Annotated in this window: 26 protein-coding genes and 1 pseudogene; 12 read left to right on the forward strand and 15 right to left on the reverse strand. The window is 69.9% G+C overall.

The annotated features are described in order from the left end of the window. Both ACLJQZ_RS37725 and ACLJQZ_RS37730 read left to right on the forward strand, forming a co-directional pair. Nucleotides 1-117 (forward strand): annotated as a pseudogene (locus ACLJQZ_RS37725) (succinate dehydrogenase iron-sulfur subunit); the annotation flags it as partial. Between the two features lie 103 nt (nt 118-220). Beyond that, nucleotides 221-1,186 (forward strand): hypothetical protein, encoded by a 966-nt coding sequence (locus tag ACLJQZ_RS37730; protein ID WP_410625171.1) that lies wholly within the window; start codon nt 221-223, stop codon nt 1,184-1,186. Nucleotides 1,187-1,259: 73 nt separating this feature from the next. On the opposite strand, the gene ACLJQZ_RS37735 is transcribed toward ACLJQZ_RS37730, so the two are convergent. Together ACLJQZ_RS37735 and ACLJQZ_RS37740 are read right to left on the reverse strand one after the other, a co-directional pair. Further along, nucleotides 1,260-2,654 (reverse strand): S8 family peptidase, encoded by a 1,395-nt coding sequence (locus tag ACLJQZ_RS37735; protein WP_410625173.1) that lies wholly within the window; start codon nt 2,652-2,654, stop codon nt 1,260-1,262. Nucleotides 2,655-2,717: 63 nt separating this feature from the next. Beyond that, the gene (locus ACLJQZ_RS37740; protein ID WP_410625175.1) at nt 2,718-2,945 is read right to left on the reverse strand and encodes an SCO4848 family membrane protein; all 228 of its coding nucleotides are present in this window, start codon (nt 2,943-2,945) and stop codon (nt 2,718-2,720) included. A gap of 43 nt (nt 2,946-2,988) precedes the next feature. Here ACLJQZ_RS37740 and ACLJQZ_RS37745 point away from each other — a divergent pair, with 43 nt between their 5' ends. After that, complete coding sequence (locus tag ACLJQZ_RS37745) at nt 2,989-4,236, forward strand: D-alanyl-D-alanine carboxypeptidase family protein (RefSeq protein WP_410625177.1); 1,248 nt, start codon at nt 2,989-2,991, stop codon at nt 4,234-4,236. Here ACLJQZ_RS37745 and ACLJQZ_RS37750 read toward each other — a convergent pair. The 7 genes from ACLJQZ_RS37750 to ACLJQZ_RS37780 all read right to left on the reverse strand — a co-directional run bounded on the left by ACLJQZ_RS37750 (nt 4,233) and on the right by ACLJQZ_RS37780 (nt 10,107). Continuing rightward, nucleotides 4,233-4,679, reverse strand: a complete 447-nt coding sequence (locus ACLJQZ_RS37750; protein WP_410625179.1) for a winged helix-turn-helix transcriptional regulator — start codon at nt 4,677-4,679, stop codon at nt 4,233-4,235. The two genes, ACLJQZ_RS37745 and ACLJQZ_RS37750, sit on opposite strands and share 4 nt — an antisense overlap. Next, nucleotides 4,676-5,677, reverse strand: a complete 1,002-nt coding sequence (locus ACLJQZ_RS37755) for an NADP-dependent oxidoreductase (protein WP_410625181.1) — start codon at nt 5,675-5,677, stop codon at nt 4,676-4,678. Before ACLJQZ_RS37755 ends, ACLJQZ_RS37750 begins: the two co-directional genes overlap by 4 nt. A gap of 8 nt (nt 5,678-5,685) precedes the next feature. Beyond that, nucleotides 5,686-6,792: an acyl-CoA dehydrogenase family protein gene (locus tag ACLJQZ_RS37760; protein WP_410625183.1), complete on the reverse strand. Its 1,107-nt coding sequence runs from the start codon at nt 6,790-6,792 to the stop codon at nt 5,686-5,688. Between the two features lie 56 nt (nt 6,793-6,848). Further along, nucleotides 6,849-7,862, reverse strand: a complete 1,014-nt coding sequence (gene yhjD / locus ACLJQZ_RS37765; protein ID WP_410625185.1) for an inner membrane protein YhjD — start codon at nt 7,860-7,862, stop codon at nt 6,849-6,851. 301 nt (nt 7,863-8,163) lie between these two features. Continuing rightward, entirely contained in the window at nt 8,164-8,673 is a 510-nt protein-coding gene (locus ACLJQZ_RS37770; protein WP_410625187.1) for an AAA family ATPase, read from the reverse strand. Then, on the reverse strand, nt 8,670-9,701 hold the full coding sequence (gene trpS / locus ACLJQZ_RS37775) for a tryptophan--tRNA ligase (RefSeq protein WP_410625189.1): 1,032 nt from the start codon (nt 9,699-9,701) through the stop codon (nt 8,670-8,672). The genes ACLJQZ_RS37770 and trpS overlap by 4 nt, the downstream gene beginning before the upstream one ends. Nucleotides 9,702-9,747: 46 nt before the next feature. After that, nucleotides 9,748-10,107: a hypothetical protein gene (locus ACLJQZ_RS37780; RefSeq protein WP_410625191.1), complete on the reverse strand. Its 360-nt coding sequence runs from the start codon at nt 10,105-10,107 to the stop codon at nt 9,748-9,750. Nucleotides 10,108-10,570: 463 nt separating this feature from the next. On the opposite strand from ACLJQZ_RS37780, the gene ACLJQZ_RS37785 reads away from it, so the two are divergent. Then, a complete protein-coding gene (locus ACLJQZ_RS37785; protein WP_326946120.1) occupies nt 10,571-11,308 on the forward strand; it encodes a chitinase in 738 nt (245 codons plus the stop codon). A 54-nt stretch (nt 11,309-11,362) separates the two neighbouring features. On the opposite strand, the gene ACLJQZ_RS37790 is transcribed toward ACLJQZ_RS37785, so the two are convergent. Beyond that, nucleotides 11,363-11,860 (reverse strand): MarR family winged helix-turn-helix transcriptional regulator, encoded by a 498-nt coding sequence (locus tag ACLJQZ_RS37790; RefSeq protein ID WP_410625193.1) that lies wholly within the window; start codon nt 11,858-11,860, stop codon nt 11,363-11,365. Between the two features lie 65 nt (nt 11,861-11,925). Here ACLJQZ_RS37790 and ACLJQZ_RS37795 point away from each other — a divergent pair, with 65 nt between their 5' ends. Next, a complete protein-coding gene (locus tag ACLJQZ_RS37795) occupies nt 11,926-12,399 on the forward strand; it encodes a cupin domain-containing protein (protein WP_410625195.1) in 474 nt (157 codons plus the stop codon). On the opposite strand, the gene ACLJQZ_RS37800 is transcribed toward ACLJQZ_RS37795, so the two are convergent. Continuing rightward, nucleotides 12,396-13,202, reverse strand: coding sequence for an exodeoxyribonuclease III (locus ACLJQZ_RS37800; RefSeq protein ID WP_410625197.1), 807 nt, complete (start codon nt 13,200-13,202; stop codon nt 12,396-12,398). The two genes, ACLJQZ_RS37795 and ACLJQZ_RS37800, sit on opposite strands and share 4 nt — an antisense overlap. Before the next feature lie 223 nt (nt 13,203-13,425). On the opposite strand from ACLJQZ_RS37800, the gene ACLJQZ_RS37805 reads away from it, so the two are divergent. The 3 genes from ACLJQZ_RS37805 (at nt 13,426) to ACLJQZ_RS37815 (ending at nt 15,915) form a co-directional block, all read left to right on the forward strand. Then, entirely contained in the window at nt 13,426-14,175 is a 750-nt protein-coding gene (locus ACLJQZ_RS37805) for an MBL fold metallo-hydrolase (RefSeq protein WP_410625199.1), read from the forward strand. A 527-nt stretch (nt 14,176-14,702) separates the two neighbouring features. Beyond that, nucleotides 14,703-15,287, forward strand: coding sequence for a TetR/AcrR family transcriptional regulator (locus tag ACLJQZ_RS37810; RefSeq protein ID WP_410625201.1), 585 nt, complete (start codon nt 14,703-14,705; stop codon nt 15,285-15,287). A 79-nt stretch (nt 15,288-15,366) separates the two neighbouring features. Beyond that, nucleotides 15,367-15,915: a permease gene (locus ACLJQZ_RS37815; RefSeq protein ID WP_410625203.1), complete on the forward strand. Its 549-nt coding sequence runs from the start codon at nt 15,367-15,369 to the stop codon at nt 15,913-15,915. 9 nt (nt 15,916-15,924) lie between these two features. Here the strand turns inward: ACLJQZ_RS37815 and ACLJQZ_RS37820 are convergent, their stop codons facing one another. Together ACLJQZ_RS37820 and ACLJQZ_RS37825 are read right to left on the reverse strand one after the other, a co-directional pair. Then, nucleotides 15,925-16,221 (reverse strand): SH3 domain-containing protein, encoded by a 297-nt coding sequence (locus ACLJQZ_RS37820; RefSeq protein WP_410625205.1) that lies wholly within the window; start codon nt 16,219-16,221, stop codon nt 15,925-15,927. Nucleotides 16,222-16,422: 201 nt separating this feature from the next. Next, a complete protein-coding gene (locus tag ACLJQZ_RS37825) occupies nt 16,423-17,646 on the reverse strand; it encodes an NADP-dependent isocitrate dehydrogenase (protein ID WP_247060730.1) in 1,224 nt (407 codons plus the stop codon). A 258-nt stretch (nt 17,647-17,904) separates the two neighbouring features. Between ACLJQZ_RS37825 and ACLJQZ_RS37830 the strand changes: the two genes are divergently transcribed. From ACLJQZ_RS37830 to ACLJQZ_RS37845, 4 genes are read left to right on the forward strand one after another with little or no spacing between them, the layout of a single operon-like run. After that, nucleotides 17,905-18,420 (forward strand): hypothetical protein, encoded by a 516-nt coding sequence (locus ACLJQZ_RS37830; protein WP_410625207.1) that lies wholly within the window; start codon nt 17,905-17,907, stop codon nt 18,418-18,420. 25 nt (nt 18,421-18,445) lie between these two features. Further along, nucleotides 18,446-18,826 carry a DUF2203 domain-containing protein gene (locus tag ACLJQZ_RS37835; RefSeq protein ID WP_410625209.1) on the forward strand — a complete coding sequence of 127 codons (381 nt, stop codon included), beginning with the start codon at nt 18,446-18,448 and terminating at the stop codon, nt 18,824-18,826. Nucleotides 18,827-18,835: 9 nt separating this feature from the next. After that, nucleotides 18,836-19,435: a class I SAM-dependent methyltransferase gene (locus tag ACLJQZ_RS37840; protein WP_410625211.1), complete on the forward strand. Its 600-nt coding sequence runs from the start codon at nt 18,836-18,838 to the stop codon at nt 19,433-19,435. Next, nucleotides 19,432-20,139 (forward strand): hypothetical protein, encoded by a 708-nt coding sequence (locus ACLJQZ_RS37845; protein WP_410625213.1) that lies wholly within the window; start codon nt 19,432-19,434, stop codon nt 20,137-20,139. The genes ACLJQZ_RS37840 and ACLJQZ_RS37845 overlap by 4 nt, the downstream gene beginning before the upstream one ends. Before the next feature lie 48 nt (nt 20,140-20,187). On the opposite strand, the gene ACLJQZ_RS37850 is transcribed toward ACLJQZ_RS37845, so the two are convergent. Together ACLJQZ_RS37850 and ACLJQZ_RS37855 are read right to left on the reverse strand one after the other, a co-directional pair. Beyond that, nucleotides 20,188-20,694 carry a hypothetical protein gene (locus ACLJQZ_RS37850; RefSeq protein WP_410625214.1) on the reverse strand — a complete coding sequence of 169 codons (507 nt, stop codon included), beginning with the start codon at nt 20,692-20,694 and terminating at the stop codon, nt 20,188-20,190. Nucleotides 20,695-20,826: 132 nt separating this feature from the next. Beyond that, entirely contained in the window at nt 20,827-21,240 is a 414-nt protein-coding gene (locus tag ACLJQZ_RS37855) for a DUF2000 family protein (RefSeq protein ID WP_410625215.1), read from the reverse strand. Nucleotides 21,241-21,246 lie beyond the last annotated feature (6 nt).

Consider the following 21,246-nt stretch of genomic DNA (forward strand, 5'->3'; position numbering starts at 1 on the left):
GAAGGCGTCTGGCGCTGCCGCACGACGTTCAACTGCACCGACGCCTGCCCCCGGGGCATCCAGGTGACCAAGGCGATCCAGGAAGTAAAGCGAGCACTGCTCTTCAAGCGCGTCTGAGTTTCCTGCCACGGCTTTCTCAGTTATCCACAAGGGGTGGGTTGTCCACAGGTGGGCCGATGAGGGCTGGCGGAAGTCGTTGGGCACTGCTCACGATGGGTGAATGTCCACACGGAGGAACTGGGATGAGCATCCCGAACTGCTGAAACGGCATGCCCGGGACGGTGTGATCCGGGCGCAGCACCTGGAATCCCTGGGCATGCACAACCGGACGATCTACCGGAGGTGCTTGCCCGGTGGCCCCTGGCGGCGGCTGCTGCCAGGAATCGTTCTGCTGCACAACGGCGAATCCACTCGTCGAGAGCGGGTTGTCGCGGCTTTGCTCTATGGCGGATCGCGAGCGATGATCACCGGCGCGGAGGCCTGCCGATGGTACGGACTCCGAGTGCCGGAGCAGTTCCCGGCGTCGGACGTACATCTGCTGGTACCCCACGGTCAGCGGGTCCTCAGCAGCGAGTACGTCGTCGCCGAGCGCACGAGGCGGCTCCCCGGCGCTTGGACTCGTCAGGGAATCCCGCTCGCTCCCCTTGTTCGCGCGACCACTGACGCCGTTCGTCGCATCCGTGCGGAAGAACCCATCGGCCACCTGCTGATCGAAGCCGTCCAACACGGACACTGTTCCCCCACCGGGCTGGCGAGCGAGCTCGACGAAGGGACCAAACGGGGCACCGCGATACCCCGCCGGCTGTTGAAGGAATGGGTGGATCTCCGCTCCGTCGCCGAATTGCGTGCGAGGAAGCTGGCCGATCGGCTGCCGAACCCGCCGACTCATTGGAACGCCGGCATCCAGTCGGCCGGTGGCTACGTCGGCTGTCCCGACGCATGGTGGGACGAAGTCGCCTTGGCTTGGGAGATCGATTCGTTCGAGTTCCACTTCACTCCGGACGGATACGCTCGGACCCTCCGGCGGAACAACCGCTACGCGGCTGCCGGCATCAAGGTCGTACAAACACTCCCGTCAAGCCTCAGAGACGATCCGGACGGGGTCCTGCAGGAACTGGCCGATGCCTACACCGCCGCAGCCGCCCGGCCACGCCCCTCCGTGTTCTTGGCCGAACGCGCGGCCTGACGCCGTGAGGGGCACCTTCAGGGACATACAGTCCCTGAAGGTGCCCCTCACGGCAGGCAACCCTGCACCCGGGTTAGCGGACTGCGTCTAGCGCGTTTACCTGGCCGTGGCCGTAGTAGGAGTTGTCGCGCGCCGGGCCGGAGCAGGTTGCCTCGGCTGTTGGGCAGGCCACCGGGTCTGCCTCGCCCGTCAGGAAGCGGGACAGCAGCTGCGGCGGGATGCCCCGGAAGCGGGACGCGAGCAGCGCCGCGACGCCCGCCGCGTGCGGGGAGGCCATCGACGTGCCGCACTTCGAGCCGTACTGGCCGCCGAAGACCGTTGATGACAGCGGGCAGGACGGGCCCGAACCAGCGGGCGGGGTCTGTGAGAAGTCGCCACCAGGGGCTGTTACGTCGATCGCGCCGTAGTTGCTGAATGACGACTTCGTGCCCGCGTACCCCACCGACGACACCGTCACTACCCCGTCGATCGCCTTCGGCAAGATGCCGCACGACTTGTCCACCGGGTGGGGGCGGTTCGGGTCCGTGGTCTGCGTTGTCGTGTCGAAGCCCGAGTTGCCCGCCGCCGAGATGTTCAGGACTCCGTGGTGCGTCGAGTAGGTGATCGCGCGGCGGACCGCTTCGTACGCCGCCGCGTCGCCCGGCTCGCGGGAGCAGAAGAACATGCCCGGGTCGATGTAGTAGCTGTTGTTCGTCACCGGGAAGCCGTGCTTCGCCGCCCAGACGAAGCCGCAGACGGCCGACTCCGGGAAGATGTAGCCGTCGTCGTTGACGACCTTCACCGACGCCAGACGAACACCCGGCGCGATGCCCGTGAAGCCCGCCGCCGGGTCCTTGCCCGCGATCGTGCCCGCGACGTGCGTTCCGTGGTCCGACGTCGTCGGCGCCCACGACGCCGGCGTCAGGTCCGGCGCTCCCGTGATGCAGCCCGCCGACTCCGAAGGCGAGACGGCGGCGCGCAGTGCGGGGTGCGTGGCGTCGATGCCCGAGTCCAGGACGCCGACCGTCACCGAACGGCTGCCTTGGTACTTCTTGTTGGCCTCCGGCGCGTGGATCGCCTTCATGTCCCACTGCTGCGCCGACAGGTCACCGGCCGCGGCCACCGACTGGGTGTCCTCCAGCGTCCGGACCGCCCCCAAGGAGGTCCGGGCCGCACCGGCGGACGCGACGTCCTTGCCGCCCGAGTACGCCCGGTAGACGCCGATCTTCTGCTGGAAGTCCGCGTTGCGCGAGCTGGCGATCGCGACGCCGATCTCGCCGTAGTACGCCACCTTCGTGCCGCACTTGGCGGCCAGCTCCTTGTCGACGGCCGACGCGCGCGTGCCCGGCTGGTAGGTCACGACGTACGTGTAGGCCGTGCTCGTGGTGTCGCAGGCGACCGGGGCGGCCTCGGCGGCCGGCGCGGCGGCCAGCAGGCCACCCCCGACGACCAGCGCCAGCGGAGCCGCCATTCGGCGTAAACGGGACATTCCACCTCCATGTTCGGTGGCGTCAACCTAAACCGAGGCCGTACCCGGCGCCACCGACCAAAGTCAGGAAGCGGTGCGCACTCCGCGCCAGCCCAGCACCCCGATGAGCGTGCCCAGCACGAACGACACGACCGTCAGCACGGCGTGCACGACGAAGTACGCGGTCGGCGAGCCGTCCGGCGTCCAGGACTGGTCGCTCGCCCACAGGTTCTTGGCGAAGGTGATCCAGATGATCCACGACCACACGCCGAAGGCCAGCAGGAACAGCGAGGTGCGCTTGGAAATCCGCATGCCCCTGAGTATGCGCGGGCCGCGGCGACGCTAGATTGCGTGGGTGCACTCCGTCGCCTCCCGGTCGCTCAAGGTCTTCACGACGACGCTCACCGCCGGTCTCCTGGCCCTGGGCACGCCGGTCCTCGCGGCCGCCGCGCCGCCGCAAGGAGCGCAGTGCGCGAACCACCAAGCGCCACCGCCCGCGGTCGACACGTCGGAGCGGCCCGCGCCCGGCCGGGCGGCGCCCGCGGCGCTGCCGGTGCCCAGCGTGCCGGTCGGCGGCCCGCGGCTGGCCGAGTGCGGCCTCGTCACCCCGGACGGCGCGCTCAACCCGCCTGACGGCAACACCGCCGCGTCCTGGGTGCTGCAGGACCTCGACACCGGCGCGATCATCGCGGCGAAGGACCCGCACGCCCGGCAGCGGCCGGCGTCGCTGATCAAGACGCTGCTCGCGCTCGTCGTCGTCACCCAGCTCAAGCCCGAGCAGGTGCTCGTCGCGACGAAGGAGGACGCCGAGCAGGAGTGCACCTGCGTCGGCATCGTCGCCGGTGGCGGCTACACCGTCGACCAGCTGCTCCACGGCCTGCTGATGCACTCGGGCAACGACGTCGCGCACGCGTTCGCCACGGCGCTCGGCGGGGTCGACTCCGCCGTCACGAAGATGAACGCGATGGCCGTCCGCATCGGTGCCCTCGACACCCGCGCCGCGACGCCGTCGGGGCTCGACGGGCCGGGCATGTCGACCTCGGCCTACGACCTGAGCCTGATCTTCCACTACGCGATGAAGCAGCCGGAGTTCGCGAAGGCCGTCGCGACGAAGGAGTTCGAGATCCCGCCGGCCGGCGGCAAGCCGGCCATCCCGGTGTTCAACGACAACAAGCTGCTCGGCGTCTACCCGGGCTTCCTCGGCGGCAAGACCGGGTTCACCGACGACGCCCGCCACACCTACGTCGGCGCGGCGCAGCAGCAGGGCAAGCGGCTCGCCGTCGTCATGCTGCGCGCCGAGCAGAAGCCGACCAAGGTCGTCGACCAGGCGGGCAAGCTGCTCGACTACGGCTTCGCGCTGGAGGCCGACCACGCCGAGCCGGTCGGCCGGATCACCTACCAGCCGCCCACGACGCCCGAGAGCGGCGAGCCGTCGATCCTGCCCGACGGCAGCACCGCGACCAACAGCGGGACGTCCACGGCGGCGGCCGCCAAGGACGACCCGTTCGGCGTCACCGGCTGGATCATCACGCTGGTGGTGTTCCTGATCATCGTCGGCGCGTTCGTGGTCGGGCACCAGCGCAAGAAGGCCGCGGGGAACTAGCGGAACGCGGGCCCGGGCTCCGGGGTCACCTTGTCGGTGGCGATCGCGCCGCCGCAGTGCCCGCACGCGACGTAGGTCTCAGCGATCTCCCCGCAGTCGTTGTGCCGCAACAGGATCGGCGGCCCGTCCGGCCCGGCGAGGTGCTTGTCGCCCCACTGCATGAGCGTGACGACGGCGCCGAACAGGTCACGGCCGGCCTGCGTCAGGTGGTACTCGGGCCGGTCCGGCACCGGCTCGACGCGCTCCAGCACACCCGCCTCGGCCAGCGTCTTGAGCCGCGCGGACAACGTCGGCCGCGGGATGGACAGGTTGCGCGCGAACTCGCCGTAGCGCCGGACGCCGAAGAACGACTCCCGCAGGATGAGCAGGCTCCACCGCTCCCCGACCAGGTCGAGCGCCCGGCCGACCGAGTCCGCCGTGAACCGGTACCGGAGATCGGTCACAGCGCCAGCACCAGCTTGCCGGTGTTCTCGCCGCGGAACAGCTTCAGCAGCGTCTCCGGGAACTTCGCGATCCCGCCCGTGACGACGTCTTCGCGGGTCTTCAGCCGGCCTTCGCGCACCCAACCCGCCAGCGCTTGGATCGCCTCGGGGTACCGGTCGGCGTAGTCGGAGAAGACGAAGCCGGTCATGGACGCGCGCTGCACCAGCAGCTGCATGTAGTTGGCCGGGCCCCGTGGGCCTTCGGTGCTGTTGTACTGCGAAACCGCGCCGCTCAGCACGATCCGGGCGCCGCGCGCGAGCCGGGCGAGGGCCGCTTCGAGGACGGCGCCGCCGACGTTGTCGAAGAAGACGTCGATCCCGTCGGGCGCGTGCTCCTTCAGGTCCGCGCGGAGGTTCCCGGCGCGGTGGTCGACGGCGGCGTCGAAGCCGTACTCCTCGACCAGCGTGCGGCACTTGTCCGGGCCACCCGCGATGCCGACGACGCGGCAGCCGTGGATCTTCGCCAGCTGGCCGGTGACGATGCCGACCGACCCGGCCGCCGCCGACACCACGACGGTCTGGCCCGGCTCCGGGCGGCCGACGTCGAAGAGCCCGAAGTACGCGGTGATGCCGCTGATCCCGAGCGTCCCGAGGAACGTCGGCGCCGGGGCGAGGGACGTGTCGACGACCTGGACGCCCTTGCCGTCCGAGACGGCGAAGTTCTGCACGCCGAACGTGCCGAACACGCTCTGCCCGACGCCGAAGTCCGCGTGGTTCGACTCGACGACCGTGCCGATCCCGGCGGCGCGCATGACCTCGCCGATCCCGACCGGCGGCACGTACGAGCGGCCCGGGTTCATCCAGGTGCGCATGGCCGGGTCGAGCGACAGGTACTGGACCTCGACGAGGAACCGGCCGTCACCGGGCGACGGGACGGCGTCCTCGGTGTACTGCCAGTCCTCGTCCTTCGGCAGGCCGGACGGCCGGGCGGCGAGGCGGTACTGGGCGTTGACGGGCACGGGGCTCCTCAGAACTGTTCGGTGCGGGCCGGGACGCCCAGCAGCAGCTTGCCGGACAGCTCGAAGCTGGCCGGGTTGACCTGGAAGTGCGCGGTGGCCGTGTGCGCGTCGCGGAACCGGCGTTGCAGCGGTGACGTCTCGTAGATCGCCGCGCCGCCGGCGAGGTCGTACATGCTGTCGGCGACCTTCGCGGCCGTGCGCGTGGTGTGCGTCGCGGCCAGCCGGAGGCCGAGCTTGAGCTGGTCTGAGACCGGATCGGTGCCCTGCGCGGCCTGCCAGGCGTCGTCGATGCTGGTGTAGAACAGCAACCGCGCCGCGCGCAGGGCGGCTTCGGCCTCCGCGACGGCGGCCTGGGTCTGCGATCGCTCGGCCAGCGACCGGCTGGAGCCGAGCGGCTTGCGGGTCGAAGCCAGCTCGATCAGGTCGTCGATCGCGCCGCGCGCGTTGCCCAGCGCGGCCGCGGCGACGGACAGCGCGAAGAACCCGAAGAGTGGGAACCTATGCAGCGCAACGGCTTCCTCGGGCGGACCGCCCAGCACCGAGAAGACGCGGTGCTCCGGGACGAACAGGTCGTCGGCCACGCAGTCGTGGCTGCCGGTGCCGCGCAAGCCGTTGGTGTGCCAGGTGTCGAGCACCTCGATCTCGGCCTTCGGCAACGCCGCGACGTACAGCGCGCTCTCGTGCACGAACCCGGCGAAAAGCCAGTCGCAGTGCGGGATTCCGCTGCAGAACGGCCAGCGGCCGGAGACGACGTACCCGCCGTCGGCTCTTCGGCCGGTCCCGCGCGGCGCCCAGACACCCGCGGCGACCGTCCGGGGGTCGCCGAAGACCTCCTCGGCGCACTTCCGCGGGGCGTAGGCCGAGAGCAGGCTGCTCGTCACGGCGATCGAGACGCACCAGCCGGCCGACGCGTCACCGCGCGCGACCGTCTCCGCCGTCTCCAGGCTGACGGCAGGCGGCGCTTCGGGCCCGCCGAGGTAACCGGGGACGCCGCTGCGCAGGAGCTGGGCGTCGATCAGCTTCGCGACCAGCTCGGCCGGCAGCGCGCGCTGCCGCTCGGTGACCGGCGCGAGCGTCTTGGCGAGCGCGGCGCACTCGCGGGCGGCGTCCAGCATGAAACCTCCGGTTCAGAATTCTTACCGGTTCAGTTTCTTTACCGCACGGGTCCCTGTCAAGACTTGCGACGGCCGCCCAGCCACGCGAGCAGCGCCCCGGCGCCGAACGCCCCCGCGACGGTGCCGAGCCCCGGCCCGCGCTGCACGGTGACGCTCTGCTCGAGCCGCACCGGCGCCGGCGGCTGGACGATCTTGTGCTGGTTCTCCTTCGCCGTCGCCGTCCACGCCGTGATGAGCAGGAGGAAGCGCGAGACGAGGTTCGCGAACACGAGCAGCCCGATGACCGGCCCGAACAGCGCGGCCGACGGCGACTTCGTGACGCTGGCCAGGTAGATCGAGCCGACCTGCTGCAGGATGACGAACCCGACCGCGGCGACGACGGCGCCCTTGACGGCGCTGCGCAGCGCGACCTGCTCCCGCGGCAGCCGCGCGATCACCCAGAGGAACACGAGGGTGTTGGCGGCCAGGCCGAGCACGATCGTCGCCGCCCGCAGCAGGTAGATCGCCCAGGTCTGGTGTTCGAGCCCGACGAGGTCGAGCAGGAACTGACCGACACCGCCACCGACGGCGGTCAGCGCGAAGGAGACGATGAGCGCGACCCCGAGGCCGATGAGCGCGACCAGGTCCTTGAGCGTCTGCTTGACGACCGGCTGCGGCTGCTTCTCCTGGCCCCACTGCGCGGTGAGCGCGTCCCGCAGGTTCGACATCCAGCCGATGCCGGAGTAGAGGGCGATGAGCAGGCCGAAGATCCCGATCCCGCCGCCGGAGTCCAGCGCGCCCTTGACGATGCCGTTGACGAGCTCCTTGAGGCCCTCCGGCACGGAGCTGTTGATGCCGTCGGTGATCTTCGTGATGATCGTCTGGTCGTGGTTGACGACCAGCCCGACCACGGCGAACGCCACCATGAACAGCGGGAACACCGACAGGACGCTGAAGTAGGTGATGGCGGCCGCGTAGTGGTTGCCGTACCGCTCGCTGAAGGCCTCGTTCGCCCGGATCAGGTGATCGAGCCACGGGTACTTCCGCCGCAGCCGCAGCAGGAGCTTTTCCTTCGTTTCTTCGTTCGCCACCGTGAAACGCTAACCACGCCGGGTGACTCCCGCAACGCGAGCGGCCTACGTGAGGGAGGCGAGAACGGCCTGGTAGGTCCGATCTTGATCACCGGCGGGCGCCGGGACGACCGTGATTCCCGGTCACGGCAACAGGGTTGTCCACACGACTCCGCAGTTGTGGACAACCCGCGCCTTCCGGACCACGAAACCTCGAATCGTCGGTGGGCGCCGATAGACTGGACGTGGGGACGCCCCCCAGGGATGGGCGGGGGCTAAGTTGGGGTCGACCCGCCGGGTCTCGCAGCCGGTAGAACTCTCGTCACGCCTGGGTAAGAAGGACGAGAAGGTTCTCGTAAGCGTCTTCCGCGCGTAGGGCCATCGCCCGCGGCCGAGTCTTCGCGAACGCGGCCACGGCGTCATACGCCTCGGCCAGCTCGGCCCTGGTGAGCGGCACAGCCGCCTCGACCTCCGATGGCCCGCGTTCGGCGAAGCGGCGCAACGCCACTTCGCGACCGGGCAGGAGCACGATCTCGTGGAAACTCGCACTCGTCTCGCGGGCCAGCGCCGCCAGCCGTTCGGCGAACTCCGGCCGGACCAGCAGCTGCGGCACGACGACGTCGTGACCGGCGGCGAGGTGTGTCCGGGCGGCGGCCGTCGCGAGGTCCCGGGCCAGCAGACCCGCCGGACCCGGCGACTCGCGCCAGCCGCCGATCAGCGCGCGGACGCGGTCGACGTCCAGGGCCAGCGTCGGCGGGTGGTCGTCGGCGTAGCGCCGGGCGAGCGTCGACTTGCCGCTGCCCGGCGGGCCGTTCAGCAAGATGAGTTTCACCGCACCGGTGGCAGGAACCCGATCCGCTGGTACGTCTTGGCCAGCGTCTTCGAGGCCACCTCACGAGCGCGTTCCGCGCCCGCGGCGAGGACCTTGTCCAGCTCGGTCACATCGTCCAAATAGGACTTGACCCGCTCCTGGATCGGTGTCACCCACTCGACGAAGACCTCGCCGAGGTCCTTCTTCAGGTCGCCGTAACCCTTGCCGTCGTAGGCGGCTTCGAGGTCCGGGATCGTGCGCTCGGTGAGCGCCGAGAAGATCGTCAGCAGGTTCGAGACACCCGCCTTGTTCTCGGCGTCGAACACGACCTCGCGGCCGGTGTCGGTGACCGCCGAGCGGATCTTCTTCGCCGAGCGCTTCGGGTCTTCGAGCAGCTCGACGAGACCGTTCGCGGCGGACGCCGACTTGCTCATCTTGCTCGTCGGGTCCTGCAGGTCGTAGATCTTGGCCGTGTCCTTGATGATGTACGGCTCGGGCACGACGAACGTCTTGCCCAGCCGGTTGTTGAAGCGCTGCGCGAGGTCGCGCGTCAGCTCCAGGTGCTGGCGCTGGTCCTCACCGACCGGGACCACGTCCGCCTGGTAGAGCAGGATGTCCGCGGCCTGCAAGATCGGGTAGGTGAACAGGCCGACGCTGGAGCGGTCGGAGCCCTGCTTCGCGGACTTGTCCTTGAACTGCGTCATCCGGCCGGCCTCGCCGAACCCGGTCTGGCACTCCATGACCCAGCTCAGCTGGGCGTGCTCCGGCACGTGGCTCTGGACGAACAGGGCGCTGCGCCGCGGGTCGATGCCGATGGCGAGCAGCTGCGCGGCCGAGACGCGGGTGCGCTGGCGCAGCACCTTCGGGTCCTGCTCGACGGTGATCGCGTGCAGGTCGACCACGCAGTAGAACGGCTCGTGCGTGTCCTGCAGCCGCACCCACTGGCGCAGCGCGCCGAGGTAGTTGCCGAGGTGGAACGAGTCGGCGGTCGGCTGGATCCCGGACAGGACCCGCGGACGGCGGGCGGCTGCGATCTGCTCTTCGGACACGCTGGGATTCTTTCAGGCCGCGACGCGCCGACGGCGTCGAGGGGCCTCAGGCGTGCGGGTGCGGGGCCAGGAACGGGCGAGTGGGAGCCGTGTCGGGCTCGGACAGAACGGCCTCCGCCAGCGCCGTCACCGGGCCCGTGACCTCCGGGACAACCGGAACGGCCTCGACGATCTCGGCGGTGGAACGGGTCTTGCGGCGCTGGCGCAGCACACCCAGCGTCATGCCGACGATGCCGAGCGCGACGGCGACCAGGCCGACCGGGCCCAGCACACCGAAGCTGTCGGTGTTGGTGTCGGCCTGCGCGGTCGTGACGTCGGCCAGCGCGACCCCACCGGCGGCCAGCAGGCCGGCCGGGACGAGGGCGAGGACCGCGACGGCGCGGAACCCGCGCAGCGTGGACCGCATCAGGAGATGACCTGGGTTGCGCACCGGAGTGCCTCCCGCGAGTGACGAGCGAAACGCTCACCCAAATGAGTGAGACGCTGCGTGCTACTGGTCAAAAAACTACCGAGCGTGTCAAGGCCTGAAGACCCACTCGGCTCGGGGGCCGAGACTAGCGCCCATCTCGTACCACGATCCGGGCACCCCCAGGGTTCACAGCGATCACCCGAACGGTGTTACGGAAGACGGAACACTCATACCCAGAGTAGAAGCTGGCCGATCGTTGTCCGGCCGTTGGTCACCCGTTCATCGCAACATCACCTCACGTTCTGCCGTTTGCCGCAGTTCACACTGCTCCGATCGCGGCCTCTTCGCCCAGACACCGTTTCACTCGTTGGTGATTGGTCTATACCTCTTCACGTAACTCCGAACGAATTCACGGCTTGGTGGGACCGCGCACGACCGGCATGACCAGAGGAGTCCCAGCATGTCGATCCCACGGTTCCTGAAGCTCGCCGGAGTGGCGGTGAGCGCACTCGCCGCCACCGCCGCGGCCGTCGTGCTCCCCACCGCGACCGCGTCCGCCGCACCGGCCACTTCGGACGCCGCGTTCGTGGTCAGCGAGGCCCAGTTCGACCAGATCTTCCCGGGCCGCAACAGCTTCTACACCTACAGCGGCCTTACGGCGGCGCTCGACGCGTACCCCGGCTTCGCGAACACCGGTGACGACACCGTGAAGAAGCAGGAAGCGGCCGCGTTCCTGGCCAACGTCAACCACGAGACCGGTGGTCTCGTCTACGTCGTCGAGCAGAACACCGCGAACTACCCGCACTACTGCGACACCAGCCAGTCCTACGGCTGCCCGGCGGGCACCGCGGCCTACTACGGCCGCGGCCCGATCCAGCTGAGCTGGAACTTCAACTACAAGGCCGCGGGCGACTCGCTCGGCATCGACCTGCTGAACAACCCGTACCTGGTCGAACAGGACGCGGCCGTCGCGTGGAAGACCGGCCTCTGGTACTGGAACACCCAGACCGGCCCGGGCACGATGACGCCGCACGACGCGATGGTGAACCAGCGCGGCTTCGGCGAGACCATCCGCAGCATCAACGGGTCCATCGAGTGCAACGGCGGCAACCCGGCGCAGGTCCAGAGCCGGGTCGACAAGTACACGCAGATCACCGGGATCCTCGGCGTGCCGACGGGTGACAACCTGTCCTGCTGACCTCCTCCGGCACGGCGATCAGGGCCTTCCCCCGCGGGGAGGCCCTGTTCGCGTTCACGGGGTGTCGTACTCCCGCAGCAGCTTGCGCAGGACGTCGTCGAGCAGGCCGAGTTCCTTGCCCCGCAACGAAGAGAGCAGCTCGGTGACGTTCGCGGTGTGCTCGGTCATCGCCGCGTCGACGACCTCGAAACCCTGGTCGGTCAAGCGGATGCGGAAACTGCGGCGGTCGTTCGGGTCGAGCGTGCGCTCGACGAACCCGGCGGCTTCGAGCCGGTCGAGGCGGCTCGTCATGCCGGCGCGGGACATCATCAGCGTCGTGGACAGCTCCGACGGGATCAGCGTGTAGGGCTTACCGGAGCGGCGCAGCGCGGCCAGGACGTCGAACTCCCCGCGTTGCAGGCCGAACTTGCCGAAGACACGCTCCTGCGCCGGGCCGAGCACCAGGCTCAGCCGGCTGAGCCGGCCGGCGACGCCGATGGCGGTCAGATCGAGGTCGGGCCGTTCACGGGCCCACGCCGACACCACGGCGTCGACGGCGTCTTCGTCAGTCACGCGGGCAGTCTATTCGCTCCCAGATAGTTTGACAGCGAACTATCAGCCGTGGAACCATCTCGGGCATGACAACCTTGCTGGTACGCCACGACGAAGCCGAGCAGCTCGGCACCACGCCCGACACGATGACGCTGCTCGCCGACGTCTCCCAGACTGGCGGGCACCTGAGCACCAACCGCGCGTCGCTGAGCCGCGGGCGCGACGGCGCGACACCGCACTTCCACACGGCGTCGGCGGAGATGTTCTTCATGCTCGACGGGGAGCTGGAGGTCCTTCAGGACGACGAGGTGGTGACCGTGCGGACGGGCGACATGCTGTTCGTGCCGCCGCACACGACGCACGCCTTCGGCGCGTCTTCGCGGTCCGGCGCGGACGTGCTGATCGTGTTCACGCCCGGCGTCGAGCGGTTCGAGTACTTCCGGATGATCGACCGCATCCGGCGCGGTGAGGCGTCACCGGCGGAGATCCTGGCGTCGCAGGAGCGGTTCGACAACCACTTCGTGGACAGCGAAACCTGGCGCGCCGCCCGCGCGGCCTAGATGTCGTAGGTGGCGGTGACGGGCGCGTGGTCGGACCAGCGCCGGTCGTAGGCGGCGGCGCGCTCGACGACGACGGACACGACCTTTTCGGCGAGCCCGGGGGTGGCGAGCTGGCAGTCGATGCGCCAGCCGGAGTCGTTGTCGAAGGCCTGGCCGCGGTAGGACCACCAGGTGTAGGGCCCGGGGCCTGCGGGATCGAGGCGCCGCTGAACGTCGGCGTAGCCGGCCTCGGTGTAGACGCGGCCGAGCCACTCGCGTTCCTCGGGCAGGAACCCGGAGCTCTTGCGGTTGCCGCGCCAGTTCTTGAGGTCGACGTTGTCGTAGGCGATGTTCCAGTCCCCGACGACGACGACTTCCCGCCCATCCACGGCGGCCTTGGCCCGCAGCTCGACGAGGTAGGGCAGGAACGCGGCCATGAAGCGTTCTTTTTCGTCCTGGCGCTCGGTACCGACGTCCCCGCTGGGCAGGTAGAGACTCGCGACGACGACCTTCGGCAGGTGGACTTCGAGGTAGCGCCCGCTGTCCTCGAACTCGGGCTCCCCGAAACCGACCCGGACCGCATCGGGCTCCACGCGGCTGTAGACGGCGACGCCGTTGCGCCCCTTCGCGGCGGAGGGAGCGTGTGCCGCGAACCAGCCGTCGGGGTCGACGACGTCCGCGGGAAGCTGCTCCGCGGTGGCGCGCACCTCCTGGCAGGCGACGACGTCGGCCTTCGTGGCGGCAAGCCACTCGACGAAGCCCTTTTTGGCGGCGGCGCGAAGGCCGTTGACGTTGACGGTGGAGACGGTCAGCACGAACAGCACGCTACCGGCCGGGGTGCGGGTGGTTGTGGTGCCGGGTCGCGAGTGTTGCGCGGGGCCGTGCTTGGGGGCGGGCCGCTCGGTGGGGTGGACCGAAGGTGACTCGGCGGACGTGGATCCGGGCCCGCTCCGTCAGCGAGCCGGGCCGGGCGGCCGGCTCGCACCGGCCGGTTCGGGGGTCCGAATCGGTGCGGGTGGCCGCGGGTGCTCTGCCAGACTGCCGGTCATGAGTCAGGTCACCGTGCTCGGCAGTTGCGGCGGGTTTCCGGAGCCCGGGCGGGCGTGCGCCGGGTTCCTGCTGGAGCACGACGGGTTCCGCGTCGTGCTCGATCTCGGGTACGGCGCCGCCTCGCGGTTGTTCGCGCACACCCGGGACCGGTTGCCCGACGCCGTCGTCGTGACGCACGAGCATCCCGACCACTGCGCGGACGTGAGCGCGCTCGGGCGGGCCTGGTACTACACCGTCCAGGAGCCGTCGCGTGATCGGCCGCGGTTGCCGTTGCACTGCACGCCCGGCACCGTCCGGCGCCTCGAAGCGCTGGAGCCGCGGCCGGACCCGGCCGAGCTGTTCGAGGTGCACGACCTCGGCGAGCCGACGACGCTCGGGCCGTTCCGGCTCACGCCGTTCGAGCTGCCGCACTTCCTGCCGAACTTCGGGATCCGGCTCACCGCGCCCGGGCTGACGATGGCGTACACCGGCGACACGGGACCGTCGCCCGTGCTGGCGGACCTCGGCCGCGACGCGGACCTGGTCATCTGCGACGCCACCCTCCGCACCCCACCGCCGGAGGGAGAACCCCGCTTCCTGATGACCGCGACGGAGGCCGGCCACTGGGCCACCCGAGCCGGCGCGCGCCGGCTCCTGCTGACCCACTTCTGGCCGGGCACCGACCGCCTCGCGGCCGCAGCCGAGGCCCGCGCCGAGTTCGACGGCGAAGTGCTGGTCGCGGAGGAAGATCTCACCATCGCGCTCTGACCCCCGTCAGAACCCGGTCCCCAGGCTCGATCCTCCTCCGGACCACGCGCACCCACCGCCGGCCCACGACGCGGCCGACGAGGTGCCACGGACGCCGCTCCCCCGAGCTGCACCCGCCTCCACATCGACGACACGCGCCGCCTCGGCAGCGACGGCGAACCCCAGTCGCATCGCGCTCGACAATGCGACGGCAGGCTTCCCCCGGCAACCGCTCAGCGTCCGCCGCACCGCGCTCCCCAGCTCGATGCGTGCGTCCCCGGACCGCCGGCCCACCACCCGCCGCGCTCCCCAGCGCCGCGCGCAGTCGCCGGCTCAGGCGCCCGCGGAACTCCCCCTGGAGACCCCGCGGACACGTCCGCCACCCCGGCGCACCTCACCTCCCAAACATCGCTCCTCCCCCGGCGAACCACCCGCCGACCTGCGCTTTCCGACGGAATCAGTTCTAACACCCACCACCGACAAAAAACGCGCCTTGACCCCACAAGCTACGACCATTAGCTTTAAAGCTATGCCAAGTAGCCAGAGTCATGTCGCCTAGGGCCGGACTCACCACCAAGGCCGTCGTCGACCTCGCGCTCGTGCTCGTCGACGAGCACGGGCCCGACGAACTGACCCTCGCCAAGGTCGCCGAGCGGGCCGGGGTGGCCGCGCCCTCGCTCTACAAGCACGTCAAGAACCTCGCCGACCTGCGGCGGCTCGTCGACCTGCGGGTGGTCCAGGAGATGGCCGACGTCCTGCGCACCGCCGCAACTGGGCGCGCGGGGAGCCAAGCCGTCGGGGCACTCGCCGACGGCTATCGCGGCTACCTGCGGAAACACCCGCGCCGGACCGGGGCGCTCACCGCCGATCCGGATCGCGGGGACGTCGAACTGAGCACCGCGACCCACGCCGTCGCCGAGGTCGTCTTCGCCGTGCTCCGCCCCTTCGGCTTCGACCACGCGCGGTCCGTGCACGCGACGCGCTGCCTTCGCGCCGCCGTCCACGGCTTCGCCGGGCTCGAGGCCTCCGGCGGCTTCGGGCGGCCCGAAGACGTCGACGAGAGCTTCGAAGTCCTCAAGACCATGCTCGTCCAAGGCCTCAAAACCTATGCAGAGAAAGAGAATCCACGATGACCTTCATCATCGCCGTGCTCCTGTTCACCGTCGGGCTCGGTGTGCTCGACGCCCGCTTCCCCTGGACGGAGGCCCGCCGATGATCGCCGGGCACTTCGGGCTGGCGGCCGCGGTCAAGGCCGGCCGCCCGGCCATTCCCGTGTGGACGCTCATGCTCGCCACCGCGTGGCTGGACGTCGTGTTCGTGCCGCTCTACCTCTCCGGCGTCGAGACGATCGACGGCGAAGGGTACGGCGGCGGCGTCATCCACGCCGACTACACGCACTCCCTCGTCGGCGCGCTCGTGCTCGCCGCGGTGTTCGGCGCCGTCGCCGCGTGGCGGCTCGGCCGGGAAGCCGGCCTGGTCCTCGGCGGCGTCGTGTTCTCGCACTGGCTGCTCGACCTCGTCGTGCACCGCGCCGACCTGCCGATCCTGCCCGGCAACGCGGGCGACCTGCCGACGTTCGGCTTCGGGCTCTGGCGGCTGCCCGCCGTCTCGGCCGTCGTCGAACTGCTGATGCTGGTGATCGGCATCGGCCTCTACTGGCGCGCCGCGGCCAAGCGCGACCCGAAACGCGCGCGGGTGCTGGGGCTGACCGCCGCGCTGTGCGGCGTCATCACCCTCGGCACCGACCTCCTGGGCGTCTGACCGGGACGATCAGCAGGCGGACCCGGCGACCGGTTCGGTGAACGCGGCGGCGACCCACTTGTCGTCGGCCACCTTCCGGAAGCCGTTCTGGATACCCGGCAGCGCGTCGAACTGGGCGTCACGCAGGTACTTCCCGACGACCTTCGCGTTGCCGTCGGCGGATTCGCGGGCGTTGAGGACGTCCGCGATCACCGTGACCTTGCAGCCGGTGGCCGCCGCCCCGGACGCCTGCTTGTTCGTGTTCAACGCGTAGATGACGATGACCGCGACGATGGCACCGACGATGATCAGCGTTTTCTTCGACATACGAGGACCACGCCTTCCTTCACCACGAATCCCGTCCTGCACGCAAGGGTAGGCAGTCCTTTACCCAGACGAATAGCGCCGGGCGGCGTAACCACCCGGAGGCGCCAATCAAGGCCCGCCGGCGGTGACGCAGCGTGCTCGGCTGAACCACGCAAAAGCCCCCTTCCCGACATTCCGGGAAGGGGGCTTTCGTCCGATCGATCAGCCCTGGGCGATCTTCTTGGCCAGGTTGTCGTCCAGCGTCGCGAGGAACTCCTCGGTCGTCTGGAACGGCTGGTCCTTGCTGATGAGCAGCGCCAGATCCTTCGTCATCTGGCCGGACTCGACCGTCTCGACGACGACCTCTTCCAGCTTGTTCGCGAAGCCGATGAGCTCCTGGTTGCCGTCCAGCTTGCCGCGGTGCTCGAGGCCGCGGGTCCAGGCGTAGATCGACGCGATCGGGTTCGTCGACGTCGGCTTGCCCTGCTGGTGCTGGCGGTAGTGCCGGGTGACCGTGCCGTGCGCGGCCTCGGCCTCGACGGTCCGGCCGTCCGGCGTGCGCAGCACCGACGTCATCAGGCCGAGCGAGCCGAAGCCCTGCGCGACCGTGTCGGACTGGACGTCACCGTCGTAGTTCTTGCACGCCCAGACGTAGCCGCCCTCCCACTTCATCGCCGCGGCGACCATGTCGTCGATCAGGCGGTGCTCATAGGAGATGCCCTTGGCGTCGAAGTCGGCCTTGAACTCGGCCTGGAAGATCTCCTCGAAGACGTCCTTGAACTGGCCGTCGTAGGCCTTGAGGATCGTGTTCTTGGTGGAGAGGTACACCGGCAGGCCGCGGTCGAGGCCGTACTGGAGCGAGGCGCGCGCGAAGTCCTCGATCGACTTCTTGTAGTTGTACATCCCCATGGCGACGCCGCCGCCCTCGGGGAACTTCGCGACCTCGAACTCCATCGGCTCGGAGCCGTCGTCCGGGGTGTAGCTGATGGTCAGCGTGCCCGGGCCGGGGACCTTGAAGTTGGTCGCCTTGTACTGGTCGCCGTGGGCGTGACGGCCGATGATGATCGGCTTCGTCCACGTCGGCACCAGCCGCGGGATGTTCTGGATGACGATCGGCTCGCGGAAGATCACGCCACCGAGGATGTTGCGGATGGTCCCGTTCGGGGACAGCCACATCTTCTTGAGGCCGAACTCTTCGACGCGCGCTTCGTCCGGAGTGATCGTGGCGCACTTGACGCCGACGCCGTGCTTCTTGATGGCGTTCGCGGAGTCGATGGTGACCTGGTCGTCGGTGCGGTCCCGCTCCTCGATACCCAGGTCGTAGTAGTCCAGGTTCACGTCCAGGTACGGGTGGATCAGCTTGTCCTTGATGAACTGCCAGATAATGCGGGTCATCTCATCGCCGTCGAGTTCGACGACGGTGCCCTGGACCTTGATCTTGGCCATGAGCAGCGGTGCTCCTTCCGCGGATCTTCGCGTTCTTCTTTTAAGTCTCGCCGGTAGCGGTACAAGCGTACTGCTTGACGCAGCTGGATGGTTCAAGTAGTGGTCGGCATCAAGTCTCCACCCGTGGATTGTGGCCGGGATCACCGGGCACGACCTGCCGGTCACCCGATCCGACCGCTCGCCGAGCGATCGTCGCGCCGATGGGGTGAACCAGGGCACGATGCCATCCGTGAACTCATCATGCGGGAGGTGACGGCCATGTCGACCCATCGGTACGCCGAATACGAAGACGAATACGAATACGACGACTACGACGACACCCCGGACGTGCTCGAAGAACGGCCGCGCCGAGGCGTCGCCCACCTGGTGAGCGCGCTGGGCGGTCTCCTGCTCACCCCGGTCGCGCTGGGCCTGCTGAGCTGGGGCGGGCTGCGGCAGCAGCAGCTGATCCAGGCCACCCTGAGCACCAACCGCGACCCGCTCGGCATCGCGCTGCTGGCCGGCGGCGCCATCCTGCTGCTGCTCGTCGCCGCGCTCGGCGCGCTGTCCGCCGCCGGCCCGATCCTGGGCGGGCTGATCTACGGCGTGCTGCCCGGCGTCGCCGCGATGGCCGTGCCCGAATGGGGCTTCAAGCTGGTGAACCTGATGCCGAAGAGCGACATCGCCTACGGCGTCATGGACTTCCTGTTCATCGGCGGACTGCTGGGGGCCGGCTTCCTGCTCGTCGGCAGCGGGCTGGCCAACGCGCTGGTCCGGCGGCGCCGCGAAGCCTGACGCGCGCCGATGGCAAAATCGGCGGATGGGACTGTTCACCGTCGCGGAAGCGTGTGACGAACTGGCGCGGCTGCGGCCGGTCCTCGACGAGCTGGTGCGCGTCCGCGCCGACGCGGCCGAGCTCGCCGCGTCGCTGCGTCCGGGTGGCCGGGCGACGGCGCTGGGCGGGCTGCCCGAGTGGAAGGCCGCGCAGGCCCGGCTCGACGACCTGATGACGACGGTGCAGCACACCGGCGCCGAGCTGAAGGGCTTCGCGCCGCTGCTGGTCGACTTCCCGGCCGAGCTGGACGGCGTCGACGTCCTGCTGTGCTGGCTGGAAGGCGATCCGGAGCTGGGCTGGTACCACCGCACGGACCTGGGGTTCGCGGGCCGCCGGCGACTGAAAACCGCTGGTCCGCCCGGCTAGGTTGAAGCCGTGGACCACGACACCAGAGCCGATTTCTTCGACAGCACAGCCGAGAACTACGACGAAGACACCTTCCACGCTTCGGTGGCGGAAGCGCTGGTCCTCCCCCTGCCGGCGGGGCCTGAGCTGGTCCTCGACGTCGCCTGCGGGACGGGCTTCGCGGCGTACGCGGCGTTGCGGCTGAAGCCCTCGCGGGTGCTCGCCGTGGACCTGTCGCCGGCGATGCTCGCGCGGGCCGAGGCGAAGGCGCCGTCGCAGGACCCGTCGGGGGTGATCACGTGGCAGGCCGGCCCGGCGGTCCCGATGCCGGCGGCGGACCACACGGCCGACGTCGTGCTGTGCGCGTCGTCGCTGCACTTCCTGGGCGCGGTGGCCTTCGCCGACTGGCGCCGCGTACTGCGCCCGGGCGGACGGCTCGCGTTCTCGGTGGTGTCGGGGCTGCGGTTCCGGCCGTCCGGGCCGTTCGAGGCGTTCGTCCCGCGGGATCTCACGTTCCCGACGGACGAAACCGAGGCGGCGGCGCTGGCCGCGGGGTTCGTGGACGTCGCCGCGAAGACGTTCGCGGTCGGGACGCGGAGTGTCTTCGTGGTGCACGCGACGGCTCCGTGAGCCTCGACCTGGCGCGGTTCGCCGACGGCCAGCTGACGGCGGTCACGACGGACGGGAGCCGCGTCTCGCTGCGGTTGGAAGCGCACACCGGCGGTCGGTTCGTGCCCGGTGAGGTTTCGGTCTTCGAGGTCTACGAGCTGAGTACCGACCACGGCGAGCTGACGGTGGCCGAGCCGCCGGCCGCGGACCACACGATGGAAGAGCCGTCGTGCTGGGAAGCCGACGGGCTGACGACAGTCGAGTTCTTCACGCCCCTCCGGATCCGCGTCACGGCCTCCGCGTTCGAGTTGACGCTGCTGCGGACGGACCGTCGGCCGGTGCTGCCGGAACCGAGCGCAAACGCTTGCACCCTGCGGCTCACCGCTGCGCTGGATCCCGTGCGGTGGCAGGAGGCCCTCGGCCCCACGGTGGCCTGGCGGATCCTCGGCGGGGACGCGGGCACGCCCGCCGATCCCGACGGCTGGTTCCTCCAGCGCCGGGACCGGCTGACGACGTCCCGCACCGGTGTCTTCTGCCGGACCGCCGGGGACCGCGTGACCCTCGATCGGCACGACGCCGACGACGAACTGTGGCAGGCCGTCCGGCTGCTCGCGGCCGAGAGCGCGAGCCGCGTGTGGTGCGGGAACTGCGTGTTCGGGCCGGCCGACTGGGTCGCCTGGGTGACGACCGGGGCCCTGCCGCCGCTGGAGCGCCTCGTGCCGTGAGGGGCACCCTCAGGGACCTAAGCGCCGTGAGGGTGCCCTTCACGCGCGTCAGGCGTGGAAGTGGACCTCGCCGTGGGTGGCCGGGCCGTCCGGGGTGCCGCAACGCTGGACGAACGTTCCGTCGTAGTCCGTCAGCTGTCCGTCGGCCGAATGGTCGAGGCGGTCGATCGTGAAGTCGGCGTAGTCGTCGCCGCACACGAGACCGCCCGTGTAGACGAAGATCCCCGGGCCGGCCAGCGCCGGGTCGCTCTGGCCGCGGAACCGCGCGCCCGTGTAGGTCCCGGTGTGCAGGGTCTCCCCGGCCGGGGCGCTCAGCTCGACGTTCAGGTCCTTCAAGCCGGACTGGACGTCGATCCACAGCACGCCGTTGGACTCGAAGACGGCGATCTCGTCGCCCGGCGCCGAGTAGCTCGCGGAGCCCTTCAGCGGGTGCGCGCCGGCTTCCGAGGTGTAATCGACCGTCGACACCGGATCCGCCGAAGCCACCGGCACGAAAGCGAGACCCAGCGCCAGCGTGGACGCGGCGAGAACACCGGTGCGCAGCAAGGATTTCATCAATAAACCTCCCCAGTCAGGGCCGCCTCCCGCCGCACTGAAGGCGATGATGGCACCGGCCGCGCGTCACACGCCGGGTTTGCGCGGTTCGCCACTTTTCGCCGGGCCTTGCAACCGTTTCCGGCGTTCCGCTCACCGGTGCAGGGACGCGCCCTTGAGGATCTTGTCGACGGCGTTCTTCGGGCCGTGCACCGCGAGGCCCGCCAGCGTGAGCTTCTCCCCCGGCACCGCGCGGACCGCGGCCCGGTTGTCGTCGTCGTTGCCCGTGTGGAACAGCTCGTCGGTGAAGATCGAGATGCGCAGGCCGCGGCCGAGAGCGCGGCCGTGCGCCGCGGTCAGGACGTCCCCGGTGCCGGAAAAGACCAGCACCGGCTGGCCGAACATCGGCAGGTACGCCGTGCCGTCGGCGTCTTCGTAGGGCTCGCCCATCAGCTCGGGCGTGACGTGCGCGATGCCGCTGACCAGGAACGCCGTGACGTTGAGCCGTTGCCAGGACGCCAGGTCGTCCCGCAGCAGGACGGCGATCTTCGTGTCGAAGGAACTCATGCGAAA

This window comes from Amycolatopsis sp. cmx-8-4 (genome assembly GCF_046548675.1).
Taxonomy (GTDB): domain Bacteria; phylum Actinomycetota; class Actinomycetes; order Mycobacteriales; family Pseudonocardiaceae; genus Amycolatopsis.

Excerpts from the sequence above, each read along its gene's own strand:
- ACLJQZ_RS37730 (WP_410625171.1), top strand. The coding sequence starts at position 221 with ATGTCCACACGGAGGAACTGGGATGAGCATCCCGAACTGCTGAAACGG.
- ACLJQZ_RS37735 (WP_410625173.1), bottom strand. The coding sequence starts at position 2,654 with ATGTCCCGTTTACGCCGAATGGCGGCTCCGCTGGCGCTGGTCGTCGGG.
- ACLJQZ_RS37740 (WP_410625175.1), bottom strand. The coding sequence starts at position 2,945 with ATGCGGATTTCCAAGCGCACCTCGCTGTTCCTGCTGGCCTTCGGCGTG.
- ACLJQZ_RS37760 (WP_410625183.1), bottom strand. The coding sequence starts at position 6,792 with ATGCTGGACGCCGCCCGCGAGTGCGCCGCGCTCGCCAAGACGCTCGCG.
- ACLJQZ_RS37780 (WP_410625191.1), bottom strand. The coding sequence starts at position 10,107 with ATGCGGTCCACGCTGCGCGGGTTCCGCGCCGTCGCGGTCCTCGCCCTC.
- ACLJQZ_RS37785 (WP_326946120.1), top strand. The coding sequence starts at position 10,571 with ATGTCGATCCCACGGTTCCTGAAGCTCGCCGGAGTGGCGGTGAGCGCA.
- ACLJQZ_RS37795 (WP_410625195.1), top strand. The coding sequence starts at position 11,926 with ATGACAACCTTGCTGGTACGCCACGACGAAGCCGAGCAGCTCGGCACC.
- ACLJQZ_RS37805 (WP_410625199.1), top strand. The coding sequence starts at position 13,426 with ATGAGTCAGGTCACCGTGCTCGGCAGTTGCGGCGGGTTTCCGGAGCCC.
- ACLJQZ_RS37810 (WP_410625201.1), top strand. The coding sequence starts at position 14,703 with ATGTCGCCTAGGGCCGGACTCACCACCAAGGCCGTCGTCGACCTCGCG.
- ACLJQZ_RS37815 (WP_410625203.1), top strand. The coding sequence starts at position 15,367 with ATGATCGCCGGGCACTTCGGGCTGGCGGCCGCGGTCAAGGCCGGCCGC.
- ACLJQZ_RS37820 (WP_410625205.1), bottom strand. The coding sequence starts at position 16,221 with ATGTCGAAGAAAACGCTGATCATCGTCGGTGCCATCGTCGCGGTCATC.
- ACLJQZ_RS37825 (WP_247060730.1), bottom strand. The coding sequence starts at position 17,646 with ATGGCCAAGATCAAGGTCCAGGGCACCGTCGTCGAACTCGACGGCGAT.
- ACLJQZ_RS37830 (WP_410625207.1), top strand. The coding sequence starts at position 17,905 with ATGTCGACCCATCGGTACGCCGAATACGAAGACGAATACGAATACGAC.
- ACLJQZ_RS37835 (WP_410625209.1), top strand. The coding sequence starts at position 18,446 with ATGGGACTGTTCACCGTCGCGGAAGCGTGTGACGAACTGGCGCGGCTG.
- ACLJQZ_RS37850 (WP_410625214.1), bottom strand. The coding sequence starts at position 20,694 with ATGAAATCCTTGCTGCGCACCGGTGTTCTCGCCGCGTCCACGCTGGCG.
- ACLJQZ_RS37855 (WP_410625215.1), bottom strand. The coding sequence starts at position 21,240 with ATGAGTTCCTTCGACACGAAGATCGCCGTCCTGCTGCGGGACGACCTG.